The 20,772-nt window shown below is 38.2% G+C and carries 20 protein-coding genes; 14 read left to right on the forward strand and 6 right to left on the reverse strand.

All coding sequences use genetic code 11. From position 1 onward, the window contains the following. Positions 1–111: 111 nt before the first annotated feature. The 12 genes from RIB54_RS18680 to atpC all read left to right on the forward strand — a co-directional run bounded on the left by RIB54_RS18680 (position 112) and on the right by atpC (position 11,648). Positions 112–1,023 carry a M20/M25/M40 family metallo-hydrolase gene (locus RIB54_RS18680; RefSeq protein ID WP_350102310.1) on the forward strand — a complete coding sequence of 304 codons (912 nt, stop codon included), beginning with the start codon at positions 112–114 and terminating at the stop codon, positions 1,021–1,023. Positions 1,024–1,108: 85 nt separating this feature from the next. Next, complete coding sequence (hpt, locus tag RIB54_RS18685) at positions 1,109–1,636, forward strand: hypoxanthine phosphoribosyltransferase (protein ID WP_350102311.1); 528 nt, start codon at positions 1,109–1,111, stop codon at positions 1,634–1,636. Positions 1,637–1,679: 43 nt separating this feature from the next. Next, complete coding sequence (locus tag RIB54_RS18690; protein ID WP_350064674.1) at positions 1,680–2,246, forward strand: adenylate kinase; 567 nt, start codon at positions 1,680–1,682, stop codon at positions 2,244–2,246. 8 nt (positions 2,247–2,254) lie between these two features. Next, positions 2,255–3,244, forward strand: a complete 990-nt coding sequence (gene obgE / locus RIB54_RS18695; protein WP_350064675.1) for a GTPase ObgE — start codon at positions 2,255–2,257, stop codon at positions 3,242–3,244. A gap of 86 nt (positions 3,245–3,330) precedes the next feature. After that, positions 3,331–3,915: a nucleotide exchange factor GrpE gene (locus RIB54_RS18700; RefSeq protein WP_350102312.1), complete on the forward strand. Its 585-nt coding sequence runs from the start codon at positions 3,331–3,333 to the stop codon at positions 3,913–3,915. Positions 3,916–3,937: 22 nt separating this feature from the next. Next, complete coding sequence (dnaJ, locus tag RIB54_RS18705; RefSeq protein WP_350064679.1) at positions 3,938–5,053, forward strand: molecular chaperone DnaJ; 1,116 nt, start codon at positions 3,938–3,940, stop codon at positions 5,051–5,053. A 113-nt stretch (positions 5,054–5,166) separates the two neighbouring features. Then, the gene (locus RIB54_RS18710; protein WP_350102313.1) at positions 5,167–6,069 is read left to right on the forward strand and encodes a toast rack family protein; all 903 of its coding nucleotides are present in this window, start codon (positions 5,167–5,169) and stop codon (positions 6,067–6,069) included. A gap of 146 nt (positions 6,070–6,215) precedes the next feature. Next, positions 6,216–7,133 carry an ABC transporter ATP-binding protein gene (locus tag RIB54_RS18715; protein WP_350102314.1) on the forward strand — a complete coding sequence of 306 codons (918 nt, stop codon included), beginning with the start codon at positions 6,216–6,218 and terminating at the stop codon, positions 7,131–7,133. Continuing rightward, the gene (locus RIB54_RS18720; RefSeq protein ID WP_350102315.1) at positions 7,126–8,448 is read left to right on the forward strand and encodes an ABC transporter permease; all 1,323 of its coding nucleotides are present in this window, start codon (positions 7,126–7,128) and stop codon (positions 8,446–8,448) included. The genes RIB54_RS18715 and RIB54_RS18720 overlap by 8 nt, the downstream gene beginning before the upstream one ends. A gap of 73 nt (positions 8,449–8,521) precedes the next feature. Next, positions 8,522–9,733 (forward strand): sensor histidine kinase, encoded by a 1,212-nt coding sequence (locus RIB54_RS18725; protein WP_350102316.1) that lies wholly within the window; start codon positions 8,522–8,524, stop codon positions 9,731–9,733. 115 nt (positions 9,734–9,848) lie between these two features. Beyond that, complete coding sequence (atpD, locus tag RIB54_RS18730) at positions 9,849–11,357, forward strand: F0F1 ATP synthase subunit beta (protein WP_350102317.1); 1,509 nt, start codon at positions 9,849–9,851, stop codon at positions 11,355–11,357. A 45-nt stretch (positions 11,358–11,402) separates the two neighbouring features. Further along, a complete protein-coding gene (gene atpC / locus RIB54_RS18735; protein ID WP_350067781.1) occupies positions 11,403–11,648 on the forward strand; it encodes an ATP synthase F1 subunit epsilon in 246 nt (81 codons plus the stop codon). A gap of 33 nt (positions 11,649–11,681) precedes the next feature. Here atpC and RIB54_RS18740 read toward each other — a convergent pair whose 3' ends face one another. Together RIB54_RS18740 and RIB54_RS18745 are read right to left on the reverse strand one after the other, a co-directional pair. Next, complete coding sequence (locus RIB54_RS18740; RefSeq protein WP_350102319.1) at positions 11,682–11,984, reverse strand: DUF6787 family protein; 303 nt, start codon at positions 11,982–11,984, stop codon at positions 11,682–11,684. Positions 11,985–11,991: 7 nt separating this feature from the next. Then, complete coding sequence (locus tag RIB54_RS18745; RefSeq protein WP_350102320.1) at positions 11,992–12,669, reverse strand: RluA family pseudouridine synthase; 678 nt, start codon at positions 12,667–12,669, stop codon at positions 11,992–11,994. Between the two features lie 105 nt (positions 12,670–12,774). On the opposite strand from RIB54_RS18745, the gene RIB54_RS18750 reads away from it, so the two are divergent. Beyond that, complete coding sequence (locus RIB54_RS18750) at positions 12,775–13,239, forward strand: DUF4268 domain-containing protein (protein WP_350102321.1); 465 nt, start codon at positions 12,775–12,777, stop codon at positions 13,237–13,239. Between the two features lie 60 nt (positions 13,240–13,299). Here RIB54_RS18750 and RIB54_RS18755 read toward each other — a convergent pair whose 3' ends face one another. From RIB54_RS18755 to RIB54_RS18770, 4 genes are all read right to left on the reverse strand, one after another. After that, complete coding sequence (locus RIB54_RS18755) at positions 13,300–13,917, reverse strand: transposase (protein ID WP_350102322.1); 618 nt, start codon at positions 13,915–13,917, stop codon at positions 13,300–13,302. Between the two features lie 82 nt (positions 13,918–13,999). Continuing rightward, the gene (locus RIB54_RS18760) at positions 14,000–15,580 is read right to left on the reverse strand and encodes a peptide chain release factor 3 (protein ID WP_350068851.1); all 1,581 of its coding nucleotides are present in this window, start codon (positions 15,578–15,580) and stop codon (positions 14,000–14,002) included. Between the two features lie 67 nt (positions 15,581–15,647). Then, positions 15,648–16,355 carry a LytR/AlgR family response regulator transcription factor gene (locus RIB54_RS18765; RefSeq protein ID WP_350068854.1) on the reverse strand — a complete coding sequence of 236 codons (708 nt, stop codon included), beginning with the start codon at positions 16,353–16,355 and terminating at the stop codon, positions 15,648–15,650. Continuing rightward, on the reverse strand, positions 16,345–17,427 hold the full coding sequence (locus RIB54_RS18770; protein WP_350102323.1) for a sensor histidine kinase: 1,083 nt from the start codon (positions 17,425–17,427) through the stop codon (positions 16,345–16,347). Before RIB54_RS18770 ends, RIB54_RS18765 begins: the two co-directional genes overlap by 11 nt. A 254-nt stretch (positions 17,428–17,681) precedes the next feature. Here RIB54_RS18770 and RIB54_RS18775 point away from each other — a divergent pair, with 254 nt between their 5' ends. Further along, positions 17,682–20,771 (forward strand): SusC/RagA family TonB-linked outer membrane protein, encoded by a 3,090-nt coding sequence (locus RIB54_RS18775; RefSeq protein WP_350102324.1) that lies wholly within the window; start codon positions 17,682–17,684, stop codon positions 20,769–20,771. The last annotated feature ends 1 nt before the right edge of the window (position 20,772 follow it).

The following is a 20,772-nucleotide window of genomic DNA, read 5'->3' on the forward strand; positions in this document are numbered from 1 at the left end:
TAAGTGTTGAAATTAAAGATTCTTCATTTGGAAATATAATTATTATTATAAAACTACTCCTAATACCTAACATATTATTTTTCCAGTTTAAACATTGAACATTTGATATTTATGAAGCTACTTAAAGACCTTTGCGAAGTCCACGCACCTTCTGGAAACGAATCTGCCATGAAATCATTCATTCTTGATTATGTTAAAAATAATCAGAAAAATTGGGTGAGCATGCCCAAGGTTGTTCATGGCGAAGATTTTCAAGATTGTATTATTCTGAAATTCGGCCAGCCAAGAACTGCGGTTTTTGCACATATGGATTCCATAGGTTTCACTGTTAGGTATGAGAATCAGTTAGTGCCCATTGGCGGACCGCAGGCCGAAGCTGGATATATTCTCACTGGTGAAGATAGTCTCGGGCCAATAGAATGTGAATTAAAGGTAGATGAAGATCATAAATTAACTTACAAGTTTGGCAGGGCAATAGACACTGGTACAGATCTGGTTTTCAAATCTAATTTTAGAGAGACTCAAAACTATGTCCAAAATTGTTATATGGACAACAGGCTTGGTGTTTATGCAGCTCTCAAGCTTGCAGAAAAGCTGGAAGATGGCGTAATAGTTTTTAGTTGCTGGGAAGAACATGGCGGTGGCTCCGTTCCGTATTTAGCCAAACACATTTATGAACAGTATAATGTAAAACAGGCGCTTATTGCAGATATTACCTGGGTAACTGATGGCGTTCACCCTGGCAAAGGCGTTGTTGTTTCCATGCGTGATAGAAATGTCCCAAGGAAATCATACATCAATAAGATTATTGCGCTGGCTAAGGATTCAGGTGTTGATTTTCAATTGGAAGTAGAAGGTGGTGGGTCAAGTGATGGCAGAGAACTTCAGGTTTCTCCTTATCCATTTGACTGGTGCTTCATCGGTGCACCAGAAGACAACGTACACAGTCCAGACGAAAAAGTGCACAAGCATGACATACAGTGTATGATTGAGCTATACCGATACCTAATGGCCAATTTGTAGTTTGCAAATAATAATGAAGGCATTTAAAGGAAATTTCTATATTTGCAGGCCTTTTAAAAAAAGGCATTTTTTGTTATAGAAGCTTATGGTAGTTAAAGACAAGGCGTTTAAAAAGTTTATTCTCAAAGAGGAAATTGAAAAGAAGGTGAAAAGCCTTGCTCGAAAAATCAATGTGGATTATAAAGACAAGCGCCCACTTTTCATAGCCATCTTAAATGGTTCTTTCATGTTTGCCGCAGACATCCTAAAGGAGATAAAAATAGATTGTGAAATCTCTTTTGTTAAAGTTGCAAGCTACGAGGATATGGAAAGTTCAGGCAATGTAAAGCAGCTCATCGGCCTTAATGAAAATATCTTTAATAAAGATGTGATCATTATTGAAGATATAATTGATACTGGTAGAACGATCTCCAAAATACTGGAAGAGTTTAAGTCTTTAGGTGCAAATTCTGTCGAGGTTATCACCCTACTACAAAAACCAAAATCAAAAAATATAGAGACGAAGTTCAAATACATTGGCTTCGAAATACCTGATAAGTTTGTTGTGGGCTATGGACTTGACTATGATGGCCTTGCAAGAAATACAAAGGATATCTATCAACTTAAGGACTAGGTCAGGTTTTTTACCTTATATTTAAGAATTCAAAAATATTAACATGCTGAATATTGTATTATTTGGCCCTCCCGGAGCGGGAAAGGGTACTCAAAGTGAAAAACTGATTGAGAAATATCAATTAAAACATATATCTACAGGTGATCTTTTTCGTTGGCATACCAAAAACGACACCCCTCTTGGCATTAAAGTAAAAGAGATTATGAATAGTGGAGAGTTAGTATCTGATGATATTACAATCGCTATGCTAAAAGAAGAGGTGGAAAAAAATCCAGGTGCAAAAGGTTTTTTATTTGACGGGTTTCCTAGGACTGTTGCTCAAGCACAGGCCCTTGATGATTTAATGAAATCAATGGATACCGAAATCCATAAAGTTATTGAATTAAAGGTATCTGAAGATGAAGTTAAAAAAAGGATTGCCAAACGAAGAGAAGAAAGTGGTCGTGCAGACGATGCAGATGATAAGTTGATCAAAAGAATAGATGAGTATTTTAATAAAACAGTTCATGTTTTACCTTTCTACTCTCAGTCAAACAGGCTAACTACTGTAAATGGTATTGGTGATATTGACCAAATATCATTATCTATAATTGACATATTGGATAATTAATTGCTCCAATGGCCTCTTCTAATTTTATTGACTATATAAAATTTTGCTCCAGGTCTGGTGCTGGAGGTAGTGGGGCGGTCAGCTTTAGAAGGGAAAAACACGTGCCGAAAGGTGGCCCCGATGGCGGTAATGGTGGACGTGGTGGCCACATCATACTTCGAGGCAATGCTCAATTATGGACTTTGCTCCATCTCAAATACAAAAAGCATGTCCTTGCGGAAAACGGCCAATCAGGTTCAGGAAGCAGGAGCTCAGGTGCTGATGGTGAAGATGTAATACTTGAAGTGCCTTTGGGTACCATTGCCAAAAGCGATGAAACCGGTAAAAAACTTTTTGAAATAACAGAAGATGGTCAAGAGGTAATTCTTACACCTGGTGGCCGTGGTGGATTAGGAAATGAGAATTTTAAAACCGCCACCAATCAAACACCTCGTTTTGCACAACCCGGAGAAGAAGGCAAGGAAGAATGGATTATTCTAGAGCTAAAAGTACTAGCCGATGTGGGTTTGGTAGGATTCCCGAATGCAGGCAAATCAACACTACTGTCTGCTGTTTCTGCAGCAAGACCAGAAATTGCAGATTATCCGTTTACTACACTTGTACCTAACCTTGGAGTAGTGCCATATCGTGACCACAAGTCATTTGTTATGGCAGACATTCCCGGTATTATAGAAGGGGCAGCAGAGGGAAAAGGCCTTGGAATTCGATTTTTACGACATATAGAAAGAAATTCTGTGCTGCTTTTCATGGTGCCTGCAGATGCTAATGATATAAAAGAAGAATATCAAATACTGTTAGGTGAATTAACTAAGTACAACCCTGAGCTTTTGGATAAGGACCGGCTTTTGGCCATTTCCAAGTCAGACCTTCTGGACGAGGAGCTAAAAGCTGAAATTAGAAAAGAACTACCAAAAGACCTTCCCCATTGCTTCATTTCTTCCATAACTCAAGAAGGCATTACCGAGCTTAAAGACCTTATCTGGAAATCTCTCAATTAAATAAGTGTGTCATTTTGACATAAGAAGTCCTTTGGCAGAGTAATTGCCATTTTTGCAAAGATATTTTAGTGATCTATTCAAAAAAGATGAAAACAGAGAACATAGAAGAGCAAGAATCTCAAAATACTGAGGAAATAGCAGCTGAAGAAACATCAGAACAGCAAGAGGTAAAGGATAAAACTGAAGATTTTGAAGAGGAAAAGTCTGAAGAAACTGACGAGTTGACCAAACTTCAGGACGAGTTGGCAGAGAGCAAAGACAAATATTTACGTCTATACTCTGAATTTGACAACTTTAGAAGAAGAACAGCCAAAGAAAAATTAGACCTCGTGCAAACTGCGACAGAGGATTTAATGATAGCGCTTATCCCGGTATTGGATGATTTTGAAAGAGCTGAAAAATCATTTGATGAAAAAGAAACTGATATTAAAGCTGTGAAAGATGGTGTTAACCTTGTTCACAATAAATTTAGAAAAATATTAGAGCAAAAGGGACTATTGGTAATGCAGGGTAAGCAAGGGATGGATTTTGATCCGGACTTTCACGAAGCAATTACTCAGACACCTGCTCCAAAAAAGAATTTAAAAGGAAAAGTTGTAGACATAATCGAGAAAGGCTACTTGCTAAAAGAGAAGGTCGTTCGATATGCAAAAGTTGTTATAGGCAATTAATTATTGCTTAAATAATTTAAACATGGCAAAAAGAGATTTTTACGAAATATTAGGTGTTGACAAATCGGCAAGTGCTGAAGAAATAAAGAAGGCTTATCGAAAAGTTGCCATTAAATTTCACCCCGACAAAAACCCAGGAGATTCTGAAGCTGAAGAGAAATTTAAAGAAGCTGCAGAAGCATATGAGATTTTAAGTAACCCTGAAAAGAAACAGCGCTACGACAGGTTTGGTCACCAAGGCATGAACGGAGGCGGTGGCTTCAGTGGCGGTGGTATGAATATGGAAGACATATTCTCTCAGTTTGGTGATATTTTCGGAGGTGGTGGCAGCCCATTTGACAGCTTCTTTGGTGGCGGAGGCGGAAGAAAGCGAGGCAGAAAAGGCTCGAACCTTCGTATAAAGCTCAAATTATCATTGGAAGAAATTGCCAATGGTGTTGAAAAGAAAATAAAAGTAAACCGACTGGTTCAGGCTGCTGGTGTTACTTTCAATACTTGTTCATCATGTCAGGGCACAGGTCAGGTAAGAAAGGTAGTTAACACTATGCTTGGCCAAATGGTATCATCATCTACTTGTCCTACATGTGGTGGTTCTGGCCAGATCATTGGCAATAGACCATCTGGAGTTGATAGCTCAGGACTAGAGCCTAAAGAGGAAATAATCTCAATAAAAATACCTGCCGGAGTTAGTGAAGGCATGCAGCTTTCTATGTCTGGCAAGGGTAATGAAGCACCCGGTGGGGGCGTTCCCGGAGACCTTTTGATCCTTATCGAAGAGAAGGAAGATGACATTCTTATAAGAGAAGGCAACAATGTGGTGTATGACCTTTACATCAGTTTTATAGATGCTGCTCTAGGTACTACCGTTGAAGTTCCAACAATCAGTAGTAAAGCAAGAATTAAAATTGAGGCCGGAACACAGTCAGGTAAGGTTTTGAGGCTGAGAGGTAAAGGAATTAAAGATTTGAATGGTTACGGCACTGGAGACCAGCTTATTCACATCAATGTTTGGACACCTAAAAGCTTGTCAGCTGAGGAAAAAGAAAAGCTGGAAAGCATGCGGAATTCAGACAATTTTACTCCAAAACCTGGCAAGAATGAAAAAGGATTTTTCGAAAAGATGAAGGAGTTCTTTTAATATTAAAAGATATAATATCACTAAAGGGGAGATGTAATAATTTCCCCTTTTTTACACCCTATTTTAGTGAAACCTTCGTAACTCCCAAGATCATATTCCCGTAAAAGACTGTCATGCGAGAAGGATTTTTGTTATTGGGTGTTGGAATCATCAGTTCTACCCTTTCATTTGCCCAAGTAAGAAAGCAGTTTTCAGTAGAAGACTATAAAGACATAGAGCGGGTTGATGTGGATTTTAGTGTAAACAGCGGCTCCTGCTTTATAAAGCCAAATCCTACTTCAGAAATACTCACCGTTTACGGCAATCAGGATTATGATAGCTACTCGCATTCATTTAATAAAGAACTTTTAGGCAAAACTTGTAAGATAAACCTGGCGCTTGAAGATGATAAATCAGCAGGCCTAAGTAAGTCCATCTCCTACCGTGTTTTTGGTAATTCTAAGGACGAGCAAAGCAATATATGGAAGTTATTCCTCTCTCCAGACAAAACATATGATCTAAACCTTCGCTATGGTATAGGAGTGGCTGATATTGATCTTTCAGGTTTGGCCATTGACAAGGTTAAAATCAATACAGGAAGTGCAGACGTCAATATTGGTTATTTATCTGGAATGAGCAATACGGTGTCTATGGATACTTTCTATGTAAAAGTAGATCTTGGTTCTGTAAAAGTTCAAAACTTAAACCTGTCTAAATCAAAAAATATAATTGCTGAAATTGGTTTTGGCGACCTGCTGCTGGATTTCAGTGATAAAAATGAGATGAGTAGCCACATTCAGGGAAGTGTTGGTGCAGGAAATCTTATTATAGTTTTACCATCGGAGGACACTCCAGCTATCATAAAAATCAACGATTCATGGTTGTGTAAAGTTGAAATTGCTAAATCATATAAGAAAATAGCCAACAACACATTTGTGAACGCAGCATACTCTGAAGATGCTAAAAACCTTCTTTCATTCGATCTGGATGTTAGCATGGGCAAAATTATTTTTAAAGAAAGTCCATCTTCAAAATAAACGCTTCAGCATCCTATCTTTCCGCTCAGTTACTATTTAGTCATGCATGTGACTAGTTGAGCTAACTTTATTTTTTAATATTTGACTAACTCTGTAATAATTATTGAGTTAGGTACACTAACATTAAAAAAATAAAGACAATCAACTTGGAAACATTAGTAGTTAAAAACATTTCGAAACGGTATAACGAGCACATTGCTTTAGATAATGTGAGTTTGAGCATACCAGAAAAATCAATCTACGGGCTGCTGGGTCCTAATGGCGCTGGAAAAACCACCCTTATCAGAATTATCAATCAGATTATTAATGCAGATGAAGGTGAGGTTCTTATCAATAATGAGTTATTGAATCAGGATCACATCTCTATTATTGGCTATCTGCCAGAAGAAAGAGGTTTGTACAAGAAAATGAAGGTTGGTGAGCAGCTCGTTTATCTTGGGCAGTTGAGAAATCTATCAAAAAAAGAAGCCATTTTAAGAAGCAAAGCCTGGTGCAAGAAACTTGACATCATGGAATGGTGGGACAAGAAAATTGAGGACTTATCTAAAGGCATGGCCCAGAAGATCCAGTTTATATCCACCGTACTTAATGAGCCTAAACTTATCATTTTAGATGAGCCATTCTCAGGCTTTGACCCAATCAATGCCAACCTTATTAAAGACGAAATATTAGAATTAAGAGACAAAGGAAGCACTGTAATATTCTCAACCCATAGAATGGAGTCAGTTGAAGAGATGTGTGATTACATTGCCCTTATCAATAAATCAAAACTGATTCTTTCAGGGAATAAAAATGATATAAAAAATTCATTTAGAAACCACACCTACCTGGTGCAGCATAAAGGAGCCCTCAATGGCTCAATGCCTACCGACATTAATGTTTTGCAGAGCGAAAATCTGGATGAGCAAACATTCAATTCGGTAATACAAACAAGTGATAAATACACGTCAAATGATTTAATCAAGAGTTTGGTTGATAAAACCGAAGTGCAGTCATTCAATGAGAAGATACCAAGCATCAATGAAATTTTTATATCAAAAGTGAAAGGAGAAGGTCATGAATAAAATATTACTAATTATACAGCGTGAGTTTTTAAGCAGGGTAAAAAAGAAGTCTTTTCTTATTGCTACACTATTAGTGCCTTTGTTATTTCCCACCATCATTGGTGGAATGATCTACTTCACTGTTCTTGAAAAAGAGAATGCAGCAGCTAAAAAAATAATGGTTGTTTCAGAAAGCGAAAGTGTGATTGTAACTGATAATGAAGATTTTGAATTTTCAAACTTAGAAGGTTCGCTGGACATGGCCATCACAACGTTCAAAGAAAGCGAACATTATGGCCTGCTTTACATCCCTGATGTAGACATAGAATCACCTCAAGGAATCACGCTTTATACTCAAAGTACACCAGGCCCAACTATTGTTAACAAGCTTGAAAATAAGCTTGAAAGTGTTGTAAAGGATCTAAAACTCGTCAAATACCAAATTGATCAGGAAACCCTTTCAAAGTTAAATACCAATATTTCACTAGACACCAGAATAACCTCTGAAGATGAAGATGAAAAACAGAGCAATTCTGGCATAGCTTCTGGTATCGGGTACGTGACTGGCTTTTTAATCTACATGTTCCTCTTTATTTATGGCGGTCAGGTGATGCAGGGTGTTATTGAAGAGAAAAACAGCAAAATTGTTGAGGTAATTGTCTCAACAGTAAAGCCATTTCATTTTATGTTGGGTAAGGTTATTGGTGTTGCTTCCGTTGGACTAGTCCAGATAATAATTTGGGTTGTTCTCATGGGTGGAATTTACACTGGTGCAGCCAGCTACTTGGGCGTTTCAAATACTCAAAGCCAAATTGAGCTGGCATCTGGCACATCATCAGATGAACAAGTTAATGCACAATTAGAAAGCAACCCAAAAATTGCAAAGGCCTTTGAAGAGATTTCTAATATCCCCATTGTAAGTATTGTAGTCACTTTTATTTTCTATTTCATTGGAGGGTACTTATTATATGGTGCTTTATTTGCGGCTGTTGGCTCAGCTGTGGACACACCAGCCGATGCACAGCAATTTATGCTGCCCATCATGCTGCCCATTATTATTGGCTTCTTCGGAATGACCATGTTCGTTTTCGATGATCCTAATGGCACTATGAGCTTCTGGCTATCCATGATTCCATTCACCTCCCCTATTGTCATGATGGGTAGAATCGGTTTTGGAGTGCCTATTTGGGAGTTGGCACTTTCAATGCTATTCTTAATAGGAGGCTTCATATTTACTATCTGGCTGGCTGGAAGAATATATAGAGTGGGTATTCTTATGCATGGCACAAAGGTGAACTACAAGGTGCTTGCCAAATGGTTTATGATGAAGAATTAAAACCTGTTTACACAATTCAAAAACCGGATAGCGTTTACTATCCGGTTTTTTTGTTTTAATTTAATCCTGCCAGATGTCTACAACTAATAAATTAACAGGCTTTGATATTTACTCCAACAAGTCCAGGATTAAATGGATTGTTCTTGCATTCTCTGTAGTCATCAGTTTTAGCTCGATCTTCTACACCAGCATTCTCGTAGAACAGCTCCAGGATCGAGAAAAAAGACAAATAGAACTATTTGCAAAAGCACTAGAATATACTGTCAACGAGTCCCAGAACAATAACCTCTATTTTATAACAGAAGAGATTCTTTTTCAGAATAATTCCATTCCGACCATTCTGGTTGATGAAAATGACAGTATTACCAGCTATCGTAATATTGATCTGGATGGCGTTTCAGAGAGTCAAACTTATAATGCCCTTCGTGACAGGCTGGAAAGCATGAAAGGCACCTTTGATCCTATAGAGATACGGCTTAGAGATAGGGATACCAATGAAATCTATGATATACAATATATCTATTATGAGAACTCATTCCTTCTTACTCAACTAACCTACTATCCATATATTCAGCTTTCGGTAATAGCCATTTTCGCATTCATTTCTTATATGGCGTTTAACTATTCAAAAGCTGCAGAGCAGAATCAGGTGTGGGTAGGACTAGCCAAAGAAACAGCTCACCAACTCGGCACGCCTATTTCATCACTTATGGCCTGGATGGAATACTTTAAAGATGATGAGGATTTCAAAAACAAAAGCCTCATTGATGAGCTGGACAAGGACATTAAAAAGCTTCAAGTCATTACAGAAAGGTTTTCCAATATAGGTTCAACGCCTGTATTAAATAATGAAGCACTTGAGCCACTGATTAAAAACATAATTGCCTATCTAAAGCCACGCATATCACCCAAGGTTAATATCAGTGTGTTGGCACTAACACCAAACATAATGGGCAAGGTTAATCCACCATTGTTTGAATGGGTAATAGAAAACCTATGTAAAAATGCCGTTGATTCAATGGGCGGCAGCGGTTCAATATTTATCAACATATTAAAGGGCAGTGAAAAGCGGGTTTTTATAGATATAGCCGATACAGGAAAAGGGATTCAAAAGTCAAAAATCAAGCAAGTGTTCAACCCTGGCTTTACCACCAAAAAACGCGGCTGGGGATTAGGACTTACCCTTGCCAAAAGGATAATAGAGGTCTATCATGAAGGAAAAATCTTCGTAAAAGTATCAGAAGAGGGTCAGGGCACTACCTTCAGAATTGTGCTTCATAACTAGAGATAAAGGTTTAAGATTAAAAGTCTAAAACTGCCTTTGGTATATAAGATTTTAAATGTAGTTTTGCGGTCTGAAATAGCTGAGGCTTTTAATCATTTCTAATAAACAATAAAAAATGGCAAATATTGGTAAAATTACCCAGGTAATTGGCCCCGTAGTAGACGTTAGTTTTGACACTGAAGGTGCTAAATTGCCCAACATTCTAGACTCACTAATAGTGACTAAAGATAATGGTCAAAAAGTAGTTCTTGAGTGTCAGCAACACCTAGGTGAAGATAGAGTGAGAACCATCTCAATGGAAAGTACTGAAGGTTTAGTAAGAGGAATGGCAGTAACTGATACTGGTGCTCCTATTGCAATGCCAACTGGCGATGACATCAAAGGAAGACTTTTCAATGTAATTGGAGAGGCTATCGATGGCATCAAACAACCTGAAGGAAAAACAACTCTTCCAATTCACAGACCATCTCCTAAGTTCGAAGACCTGTCAACTTCTACTGAAGTACTTTACACAGGTATTAAAGTAATTGACCTTATCGAGCCTTATGCAAAAGGTGGTAAAATTGGTTTGTTTGGTGGTGCTGGTGTTGGTAAGACAGTATTGATCCAGGAATTGATTAACAACATTGCAAAAGCATACTCAGGACTATCAGTATTTGCTGGTGTTGGAGAAAGAACGAGAGAAGGAAACGACTTACTTCGTGAGATGATTGAATCAGGCATTGTAAACTACGGTGAAGAGTTCATGAAGTCTATGGAAGCTGGAGGATGGGATCTTTCTAAAGTTGACCAGGAAGAATTAAAAGAATCAAAAGCAACATTTATTTTCGGACAGATGAATGAGCCTCCAGGGGCAAGAGCCCGAGTGGCCCTTTCTGGTCTTACTGTTGCTGAATATTTCCGTGATGGGGATGGAGAAGGACCAGGAAAAGATATTCTTTTCTTCGTTGATAACATCTTCCGTTTCACTCAGGCTGGATCAGAGGTGTCTGCACTTCTGGGACGTATGCCTTCTGCTGTGGGTTACCAGCCTACATTGGCAACTGAAATGGGTGCTATGCAGGAAAGAATTACTTCTACCAAGAAAGGTTCTATTACATCAGTACAGGCCGTTTATGTACCTGCGGATGACTTGACTGACCCTGCTCCTGCTACAACATTTGCTCACCTTGATGCTACAACAGTACTTTCAAGAAAAATTTCTGAGCTAGGTATTTACCCTGCGGTAGATCCTTTGGATTCTACATCAAGAATTTTGAGTGCTGAAGTACTAGGTGATGAGCATTATGACTGTGCGCAAAGAGTAAAAGAAACACTTCAGAGATATAAAGAATTACAAGATATAATTGCTATCCTTGGTATGGACGAACTATCTGATGAAGATAAATTAGTTGTACACAGAGCTAGAAGGGTACAAAGATTCTTATCTCAGCCATTCCACGTTGCAGAGCAGTTTACAGGTCTTAAAGGAGTTTTGGTAGACATCAAAGATACCATTAAAGGCTTCAATGAGATTATGGATGGTAAATATGATCACCTTCCAGAAATGGCTTTCAACCTTGTAGGAACCATCGAAGATGCAGTTGCTAAAGGTGAGAAGATGATGGCTGAAGCGAAAAAATAATTTTGATTAGTCCCGTGTAAAAACGGGACTTTTAAATTTCAAACTATGTTTTTAGAAGTTGTAACTCCAATAAAAAAGGTATTTTCTGGCGAAGTTTCTTCAGTTACTTTCCCAGGTGTTGATGGGTTATTTCAAGTGCTTAATGATCACACGCCATTGGTAAGCACGTTAAAGAAAGGCGATCTTGTTTATAAAAGCGCCAAGGGAGAAGACCATGTGGGAATTACCGGAGGAGTAGTTGAAGTATTAAACAATAAAATTATTGTATTGGCAGACGGACTTGCTGAATAACAATATTTTTCGATCATAAAAAAAGCAGATTCTTTAGTTAGAATCTGCTTTTTTGTTTCCAGTCATTCTTGAAAACATTCGCTTTTCAAATTTCCAGAAAAAAGGGAACTGACCGAATATAAATCCATAGCCTAGCAGCACTACATTATATACAGGTAAGATTAGAATGTAGTATATGACAGTAAACCAGATGCTTCTTTCCTCTTTATCGGCAATTAATGAAAGCACAGGTTCTTTTAAAAACATCACAGTAAAACCGGTACAGGCAAATACCACAAGGATGACAATAGCCTGCCAGGTGCTTACCTCCCATTTTTTCTTTAATCTTTCGAGCATTAAACAACTATTTGAACAATCCCCAAATCTGATCCTTAGGTACTGCGGCTGTAATTTGAACCCTGTCTTTTTTAATAGGATGAACAAAATTTACCTCTCTAGAATGAAGATAAATGGCTGATTTGTTCTCAGATTTTTCGCCACCATATTTCAAATCACCAAAAATAGGGCATCCCATTTTAGCGAGCTGAACCCTTATCTGATGGGGTCTGCCTGTTTCTGGTTTTACTTCCAGTAGATAGAATTCTCCAATCCTACCAATCATTTTAAAATTTAAAACTGCCTTTTGCGCACCTTTGCCAGCCTTATTGAACGCACTTACTTTGTTCTGTTCACTATTCTTTTTGAGAAAATGAACTAACTCGCCTTCAGTAGAAGGTGGTTTATGCTTTGTAATAGCCCAGTAAGTTTTATTCACTTCCCTGTCATGAAAAAGCTTGTTCATTCGCTCCAATCCTTTGGAAGTTCGAGCAAAAACAACCGCTCCACTTACAGGCCTGTCTAATCTATGAACAACTCCTAAAAATACGTCTCCAGGCTTTTTATACTTCTGTTTGATATAGGCTTTGCAGTCATCAGCCAGCGTTACATCACCAGTTTTATCACCTTGCACGAGGCTGCCAGCTGGCTTATTTATTACCAGTAAATGATTGTCTTCATACAGAACAATGGCTTTTATAGACATAATCAACCTCTTTAATTTTAAATCGCTCCAAAAATAAGAATTAAAATATCGCAATAGAGAATTGAAGATGGATAGTTTATAAAACTGGCTCGTTAAATTTGCCTTATGTATAGTAGGGAAGAAGCTTCTGCGATCAGAAGAAAATTCTGGACGACCTTTGGTCAATATTTATCTCCACATTTATCCGCTGAAGGTTTAAAAGTCAACTGGATCAACTATCGAACCGGCTTAAAGCATGTATTATTCAAAATGGATAATGTTGACAAATCAGCTTATATAGGAATCGAACTACATCACCCTGATGAAGGCATTCAAGAGCTATTCTTCGAGCAATTTCTAGAATTGAAAACATACTTCCACTCTGTCATGGAAGAAGAATGGATTTGGCTGCCTTTAAAACTTGACGATGAATCTGACAAGACCTTCTCTAGAATATACCTGACAGAACCTAATCTGAATGTTATGAAAGAGGCCGACTGGCCAAAGCTCATTCAGTTTTTAAAACCCAGAATTATCAAATTGGATGAATTCTGGGCTGATGCTAAGTACAGTTTTGATGCTTTGAAATAGCATATTCAAACTTTTCCCAAAGTTCTAAACTTGGGAAAATTAAGTTAATATCATTATCACTTATTCTAATTCCATTGACAATATGAACTTCACCTTTTCTTCCGAACAATAAATTAGGTTTTCCAAATCATCAAAATATGATAAAGCTATATTCCTATCAATTAAAGTTTTGGCATACATCTTTTTGTAAGCATGCCAACTGCTCCATTGCCAAGATTCAATATTTTTAGAAAACCCATGCTTGATAGGGTTATGATGAATGTATAAAAAAGTATCTCGCCATTGTTCATCTGAAACAACAGGTTTTCGTTTGAAGTTTTTCATAAATAAACTTCCTCTCCGATTATAATGCTTATTGAAACCCAGGGTGTAAGCACTAAAAAAATTTGCGAATTGCTTACTAATGAAATTATCTAACTGGCTTTTATCCCCTTTCCCATCTATGAGCTTTTCCAAAGTTTGAAACTTTGGAAAAGCTTCCCTCAAACAATCAGTTTCTTTCACCCTCACTAAAAATTGAAAATGATTAGGCATCAAAACATATGCAAAAGTATCCACTGCAGGATGAATATGCTTTTGATAGAGTTCCAAGAAATAGCGGTAATTGTCGGGCTCTACAAATAAGTTTTCATTACCGTTAGCGTGATTGAATATATGGTAGGTTTGGCCTGGCTCCACATGTTAAAGATATTACATTATACTTTTCTACAGACCAACTTTTCCAAAGTTCTAAACTTTGGAAAAGTTATTAAGGAATAGTTTAAAACTCCGATGTAAAGTGGAATTCTATTTCAGGGAAATTATCCTGAACCATAGTTAACCACGATCTTGACTCGGCCATGAATACCAACTTGCCGTCTTTGTCTTTAGCAATGTGTCTTTGCTTGGAGGCAACAAATTCATTCAGCTTCTTTTTATCGCTACTGCTAATCCAACAGGCTTTATACAAATTCATTGACATGAAATCGCATGAAGCACCATATTCGTGCTTTAGCCTATGTTGGATAACTTCAAACTGCAGCGCTCCTACAGTGCCCACAACCTTTCTTGAACCCAACTCATAGGTAAAAAGCTGTGCAACACCTTCCTCCATCAACTGGCTAAGACCCTTCTCCAGTTGTTTGGTTTTCATTGCATCTTTATTGACCACCTCTTTAAAGATCTCAGGTGAGAAACTAGGAATACCTTTATAAATGCCCTTCTCACCTTCTGATAATGTATCACCGATTTTTAAGTTACCAGTATCATAAAGACCCACAATATCTCCAGGCCAGGCTTCATCAACCAACTCCTTTTCCTGTGCCATAAAGGCAGTGACATTCGAGAAACGAATCTTCTTGTCAGCACGCACATGATGGTAGGTTTTACCTCTCTCAAACTTGCCCGAGCATATTCTTATAAAGGCAATTCTGTTTCTATGATTAGGATCCATATTGGCATGAATCTTAAAAACAAACCCAGAAAATTTACTTTCATCAGGTGTAATTACCCTTTCTTCAGTTTCCCTGGCCTTTGGTGGTGGTGCTAGCTTTATAAAGCTGTCCAAAAGCTCCTTCACACCAAAATTATTCACAGCACTACCAAAAAACACGGGAGCAACTTTACCGTCAAGGTAATCCTGAACATTAAACTCTGGGTATACTCCTTCAATTAGCTCTACATCTTCCCTCAATTGCGCTGCGTCCTTAGCTCCTATTTCTTTATCAATTCTTGGATCATTAATATCATCAATATTCAATCCATCAGACTCAATCTTAGATTTGCTTGGAACGAACAAATGAAGGCTTTTGCTAAAAAGGCTATAAACGCCTTTAAAGGTTTTTCCCATGCTTATTGGCCAGGAAAGTGGCCTTACTTTAATGTCAAGTTTTGCTTCGATTTCATCCAGCAAATCATAAGGGTCACGTCCTTCCCTATCAAGCTTATTGATAAAGCATAAAACGGGTGTATTACGCATTCTACAAACCTCCATTAGCTTCTCCGTTTGTATCTCTACACCTTTTACACAATCAATTACCATTATCACACTATCAACAGCCGATAAGGTTCTGTAAGTATCTTCGGCAAAATCCTGGTGACCGGGAGTATCAAGAAGGTTGATCTTAACACCGTCATAATTAAAACCCATTACAGAGGTAGCTACAGAAATACCCCTTTGCTTTTCAATCTCCATCCAGTCAGAACGGGCATGCATTTTAATCTTATTGGACTTTACCGCACCAGCCGTCTGAATGGCACCACCAAATAACAATAACTTCTCAGTTAAAGTGGTTTTCCCAGCATCGGGGTGACTAATGATACCAAACGTTCTTCGCTTCGCTATTTCCTCTTTGATTGCCATAGTAAATTTTCAAAGCTGCAAAGGTAGACATCTTTAAATGAAGAAGGATATCGTTGTTTGATTTTCCTTAGCTGTTAAGAATTTGTTTTTTTACATCGGTCTGATAGTTACGACCAATAGGTAGCATTTTGCCAGCTATTTCTACCTGATTACCATTAATAGCCTTTATTTTTTCGAGAGATACGGTGTAGCTCCGGTGTATCCTTATGAAATCTTCCTTTGGCAAGAGTTCGGTAAAAGACTGCAAGTTATGGTGTACAATGAGGTCTTCGTTGCCAGTACGCACCATCACATAATCTTTCAGGCTTTCAACATATAATATATCCTTTAAAAAAACCTTAACCATCTTCTTGTCCACCTTTAAAAAAAGGTGATCAACCTTGTCAGACTCCTGAGCTGGAATGATTTTGCTTGGTATTTTAAGCCTGCTAGTCACTTTGTGCACCATCCGAAAGAAGCGTGGAAGCTCAATAGGTTTCATAAGATAATCCACAACATCATAATCATAGCTTTCAGCAGCATACTCTCTATAAGCAGTGGTGATAACAGTGAGAGGTGGGTTTTGCATGGTTTCCAGAAACTCTATCCCACTGAGTTTTGGCATATTAATATCAAGAAATATCAGATCAACAGACTGCTCAGAAAGAAATTGAATGGCCTCCACTGCACTACCACAGCTACCTACACATTCAAAGTCATTCACTTCAGATATATACTTTTCCAGCACTTTTATGGCCAAAGGCTCATCATCAATTATCAGGCATTTAACTTTCATTGCTTAAATAATTTAAAGGCAGTACCAATGCAACGCTATACTTTTGATCATCAGTTTTAATGTTCAATTGATAATTGTCCCCATAAAGCAGCCTTAGTCTTCTGACAGTATTCTTCATCCCTATACCACTTTCTTCATTAAGCGCTTGTAATTTTTTAGAGTCCTCATAATTCTTAAACCAGTTTTCTACATAGAACTCCAAATTATCATCGTTGACATTCAATTTAACAGATATTTCAAAAACACCTTCAGGTGACTCTCCCCCATGTTTGATACTGTTTTCAATAAATGGTGACAGAATCAATGGTGGTATCCGTTTATCATCCATCTGGCCGGAGATTTCGAAATCAATTTGTAACCTATCCCCAAACCTTATCTTTTCCAACTCAAAATAGTTCTTCATATGGGTTACAGTTTCCATAAGTGTTACCTCATCGGCCTTGGCCCTGTAAATAACAAAACTCATCATATTGGAAAGTTTTAAAATGGTATTAGGGGCAAGATCTGATTTTTCCAAGGTAAGAGCATAAAGGCTATTGAGTGTATTAAAAAAGAAGTGGGGTTGTATTTGACCTTTTAGATAAGCCAATTCCGTTTCCAGGCTATTTTTTTTCAGTTCTTGTTGAGCATCACGCTCCATCACCCGATCTACTGTAAGTTTTATGCCTACTGTTAGTCCTACAATATAAAGCTCTCCAATAAATACTGTAAAAATGTAGCTCAACCCAAATAGTTCAGCTTGCTCTTTTGGAGCTTCCGGGGCTTCAGGCCAAATGTTGGTAGTCACCAAAACATAGGTTAAAACTATCCTTACAAAAGCCATGAATAGTGTTGAGAGGAATAATGAGGATATATACCCTAAATATTTCTTCTTTGATAACAGCTTTGGTATGAGAAAGTAAAAGTTAAAATAAACAAGGATGATATGGATAGGAAACTCAACCAGATTGGACTTTATAGAATACACATAGTCACCAAAGTAGTGCCCCCACCTAATACTGTTGAAAGAAAAATACCCCACCCAAAATAGGATATGGAAGAGTATTATCTTGTTTTTACTAATCTCGTGCAAGTCTCTTTATGTTAAAACCAAAAAGGTAAGAACTAATAACAACTATCTAAGCCAGATAAAACAGAAAATTATACAAATCGTTTGGTTTTGCCTACAAAACGCACTTTCGCTATTCATAGTGGTTCAAATGTCATTCAGCTACAAAATATTGTCGTACTGCGAATAAATTTTGTTTGGCAATTGCAACCAAGTTAATTGGACTTTATGGCTGCAAAGTGTCAGCCTTCAAATGTATAACCCAAAAACCATTTTTCATGAAAAAAATACTACCATTCTGTATGCTTTGGCTCCTTGGCATAACCGTGTACGGACAACAAACTGTTACCGGTACGGTGCGGGATGTCCAAACGGATGAACCAGTGATAGGAGCAACTGTTTTAGTTAAAGGCACCTCCAATGGAACCGTTACCGATGTTGACGGCAACTACTCGATTCAAACTAAAGGCCAGAGCGATGTGCTCGTTTTTTCCTTTATAGGCTACGCTGCGCTAGAAGAAGCGGTAGGGTCAAGATCAGTGGTTGATGTTTCAATGGAGGTTGACATTACACAACTGAATGAAGTTGTTGTAACAGCTTTCGGAATCGAAAGAGATAAAAAAGCATTAGGGTATGCTGTTACTGGGGTTGATTCAGACGATCTTTCCACAGTAAAACAGGCCAATGTTATTAACTCACTAGCTGGCCGCGTACCGGGTGTTGTGATTACGCAGTCCACCGGAGGATTAGGAAGTGGCTCTCGTGTAGTCATAAGGGGTAACAACTCCCTTACCGGCCAAAACCAGCCACTATATGTGGTAGACGGTGTGCCAGTTGATAACTCAGGATTTGGCTCAGCTAACCGTAATGATCCCAATAGTCAGACACCGAATACAGCTAATTATGAAAGGGTAGACTACGGTACGGGTATTTCTGACCTTAACCCTGACGATATAGAATCTATGAGTATTCTTAAAGGCCCAAATGCTGCGGCTTTATATGGTTCCAGAGCCGCCAATGGTGTTATAATGATAACCACCAAGAAAGGAAGAAGCTCTCAGGGACTTGGTGTAAGCTATTCAGCAAACTTTACCTGGGAAAATCCACTCTTACTGCCTGATTACCAAAATGAGTATGGGCAGGGCTCAAATGGAGACTCCTATACTGATTTAAGCGAACTGAAGAACAACGGTGCCAGCTGGGGTGCCCCTATGGATGGGTCAAACCAACTTTACTGGACAGGTGAAACCAAGCCTTACACTGCTCAGCCGGACAATGTAGCTGACTTTTTTGAGACAGGTTTTAATGCAATAAATACAATTGCCATTGAAGGAGGATCAGAAAAAGCAAGCATGAGATTTTCATACAGCAACTCTTCATTTAATGCCATTGTGCCAAATTCAGACCTTCAAAAGCACAATTTTAACTTGAGAGGATCATCACAAGTAAGCGAAAGGCTTTCTGTTGATTCCCGTGTTACCTACTTCCACCAGAGTACTCAAAACAGGATTTCACAAGGTACAGAAGGGTTAATGGCATATGTGTACAATATGCCAAGAAACATGAATATCAACGACCTTAAAGATTTTCAGGGAGATGGCTTTGCTGTTAACTCATGGAGTAATGGAAACGGAAACCCTTATTGGACACTTAACAATGACAGAAATGAAGACTTTAGAGATAGATTTTCTGGCTTTGTAAAAACAACCTATAAATTCTCAGATAATCTCACAGGTTTTGCAAGAATTGGTTCTGATCAGGTAGCTCAAAAAACCGAAAGAGTAGAACAGCCAGGACATTGGTTCTACCAGTCGGGCCGATTTAATTATGCCAACTACAGAACGGGCGAAACCAATGCGGATTTCTTATTAATGTTTAATAAGGACCTTTCCAGCAAACTTGATCTTTCTGTAAATGCAGGAGGTAACTGGCGATTAAACACTTATGAAAGTCAAAGTGTAAGTGGTGAAAACTTCAAAATACCAACAAAATCCATTGTAGCAAGTGCAACTACTACAATACCCAATTATACACCAACACAGAAAAAGAAAGTCACTTCAATGTATGCATCAGCAGAGTTTTCTTATGATGATTTTATTTACTTAAATGTATCAGCCAGAAATGACTGGTCTTCGGCTTTGCCAAAATCCAACCAGTCATATTTCTACCCTTCAGCAAGCTTATCTGTATTAATTGACCGTTTTGTAAATCCTGCCGGCAACTTCCTCGATTACTGGAAAATAAGAACAAGTTGGGCGCAAGTAGGTAATGACACCGATCCATTTCAACTATCAACACCTTATATTCTTGCAGGTGCAGCAGATTCTTATTTAGGCTTACCTATTTTAACAAGGTCAACGATTCTTTTCGATGAGAACCTTAAACCTGAGAATACTTCTTCTTTTGAAATAGGCACTGAATTCAGTACCTGGGGCAACAGGCTTTATGGTGACATTTCATACTACAAGATTGTCTCTCAGGATTTGATCATGCGAGTACCTTATCCTGCTCCCGAGTATGACCAGTTTAACACCAATGTTGGTCAAATGACTAACCAGGGAATAGAATTAATGTTAGGTGGAACAATAGTAAAAACCACAGACCTGACATGGGACATTTCAGCCAACTTTGCCAAGAATAAAAACACACTGGATGAGTTGATCGGTGATGTTGAGAACTTCACTTTTTCTTCAACAAATGCAGGTACTGTAACAGTATTGGCCACAGTTGGCGGAGGATATGGTGATATTTATGGTTATACCTATGAAAGAGATGATGCCGGAAATATTGTAACCGATGACCAGGGTATCCCTCAAAGAAATTCTGACTACACTCAATTAGGTAATTATCAACCTGACTGGACAGGTGGTTTATCCAATACTGTTTCTTATAAAGGGCTTTCCCTACGCGTATTAGTAGATGCCAGAATTGGTGGTGAAATATATTCAGGAACTGATGCTGCCATGGACGGTGCAGGAGTTAGCGCAAAGACAACTCAATACCGGGAAAATGGTGTTGTGGTTGATGGTGTTTTGGCATCAGGTGAGGCGAATACAACGAGTATCACTGGACAGCAATATTGGGGCAACTATAGCTCAATACCGGAAAACTATATTTTTGATCAGACAAATATCAGGTTGAGAGAAGCTTCTTTAAACTACAGACTTCCAAAATCCCTTATTAAATCCACTCCTTTCCAGAGTGTTTCTGTAGGGCTGATAGGTAGAAATTTATTTTTCTTCCATAAGAAGATTGACAATTTCGATCCTGAATCGAGCTATAGCACAAACAACTACGCACAGGGTGTGCTTTTTTACAACCTACCTACCACAAGGCAGTATGGTTTTAACCTCAACATCAAGTTTTAAA

Source organism: Fulvivirga sp. (assembly GCF_040218215.1).
In the GTDB taxonomy this organism is placed as follows: Bacteria; Bacteroidota; Bacteroidia; order Cytophagales; family Cyclobacteriaceae; genus Fulvivirga.

Coding starts and splice junctions, on each gene's coding strand:
- dnaJ (WP_350064679.1), top strand. CDS start 3,938: ATGGCAAAAAGAGATTTTTACGAAATATTAGGTGTTGACAAATCGGCA.
- RIB54_RS18690 (WP_350064674.1), top strand. CDS start 1,680: ATGCTGAATATTGTATTATTTGGCCCTCCCGGAGCGGGAAAGGGTACT.
- RIB54_RS18775 (WP_350102324.1), top strand. CDS start 17,682: ATGAAAAAAATACTACCATTCTGTATGCTTTGGCTCCTTGGCATAACC.
- obgE (WP_350064675.1), top strand. CDS start 2,255: ATGGCCTCTTCTAATTTTATTGACTATATAAAATTTTGCTCCAGGTCT.
- RIB54_RS18680 (WP_350102310.1), top strand. CDS start 112: ATGAAGCTACTTAAAGACCTTTGCGAAGTCCACGCACCTTCTGGAAAC.
- RIB54_RS18700 (WP_350102312.1), top strand. CDS start 3,331: ATGAAAACAGAGAACATAGAAGAGCAAGAATCTCAAAATACTGAGGAA.
- RIB54_RS18745 (WP_350102320.1), bottom strand. CDS start 12,669: ATGTCTATAAAAGCCATTGTTCTGTATGAAGACAATCATTTACTGGTA.
- RIB54_RS18750 (WP_350102321.1), top strand. CDS start 12,775: ATGTATAGTAGGGAAGAAGCTTCTGCGATCAGAAGAAAATTCTGGACG.
- atpD (WP_350102317.1), top strand. CDS start 9,849: ATGGCAAATATTGGTAAAATTACCCAGGTAATTGGCCCCGTAGTAGAC.
- RIB54_RS18720 (WP_350102315.1), top strand. CDS start 7,126: ATGAATAAAATATTACTAATTATACAGCGTGAGTTTTTAAGCAGGGTA.
- RIB54_RS18725 (WP_350102316.1), top strand. CDS start 8,522: ATGTCTACAACTAATAAATTAACAGGCTTTGATATTTACTCCAACAAG.
- RIB54_RS18740 (WP_350102319.1), bottom strand. CDS start 11,984: ATGCTCGAAAGATTAAAGAAAAAATGGGAGGTAAGCACCTGGCAGGCT.
- RIB54_RS18765 (WP_350068854.1), bottom strand. CDS start 16,355: ATGAAAGTTAAATGCCTGATAATTGATGATGAGCCTTTGGCCATAAAA.
- RIB54_RS18760 (WP_350068851.1), bottom strand. CDS start 15,580: ATGGCAATCAAAGAGGAAATAGCGAAGCGAAGAACGTTTGGTATCATT.
- hpt (WP_350102311.1), top strand. CDS start 1,109: ATGGTAGTTAAAGACAAGGCGTTTAAAAAGTTTATTCTCAAAGAGGAA.
- RIB54_RS18710 (WP_350102313.1), top strand. CDS start 5,167: ATGCGAGAAGGATTTTTGTTATTGGGTGTTGGAATCATCAGTTCTACC.
- atpC (WP_350067781.1), top strand. CDS start 11,403: ATGTTTTTAGAAGTTGTAACTCCAATAAAAAAGGTATTTTCTGGCGAA.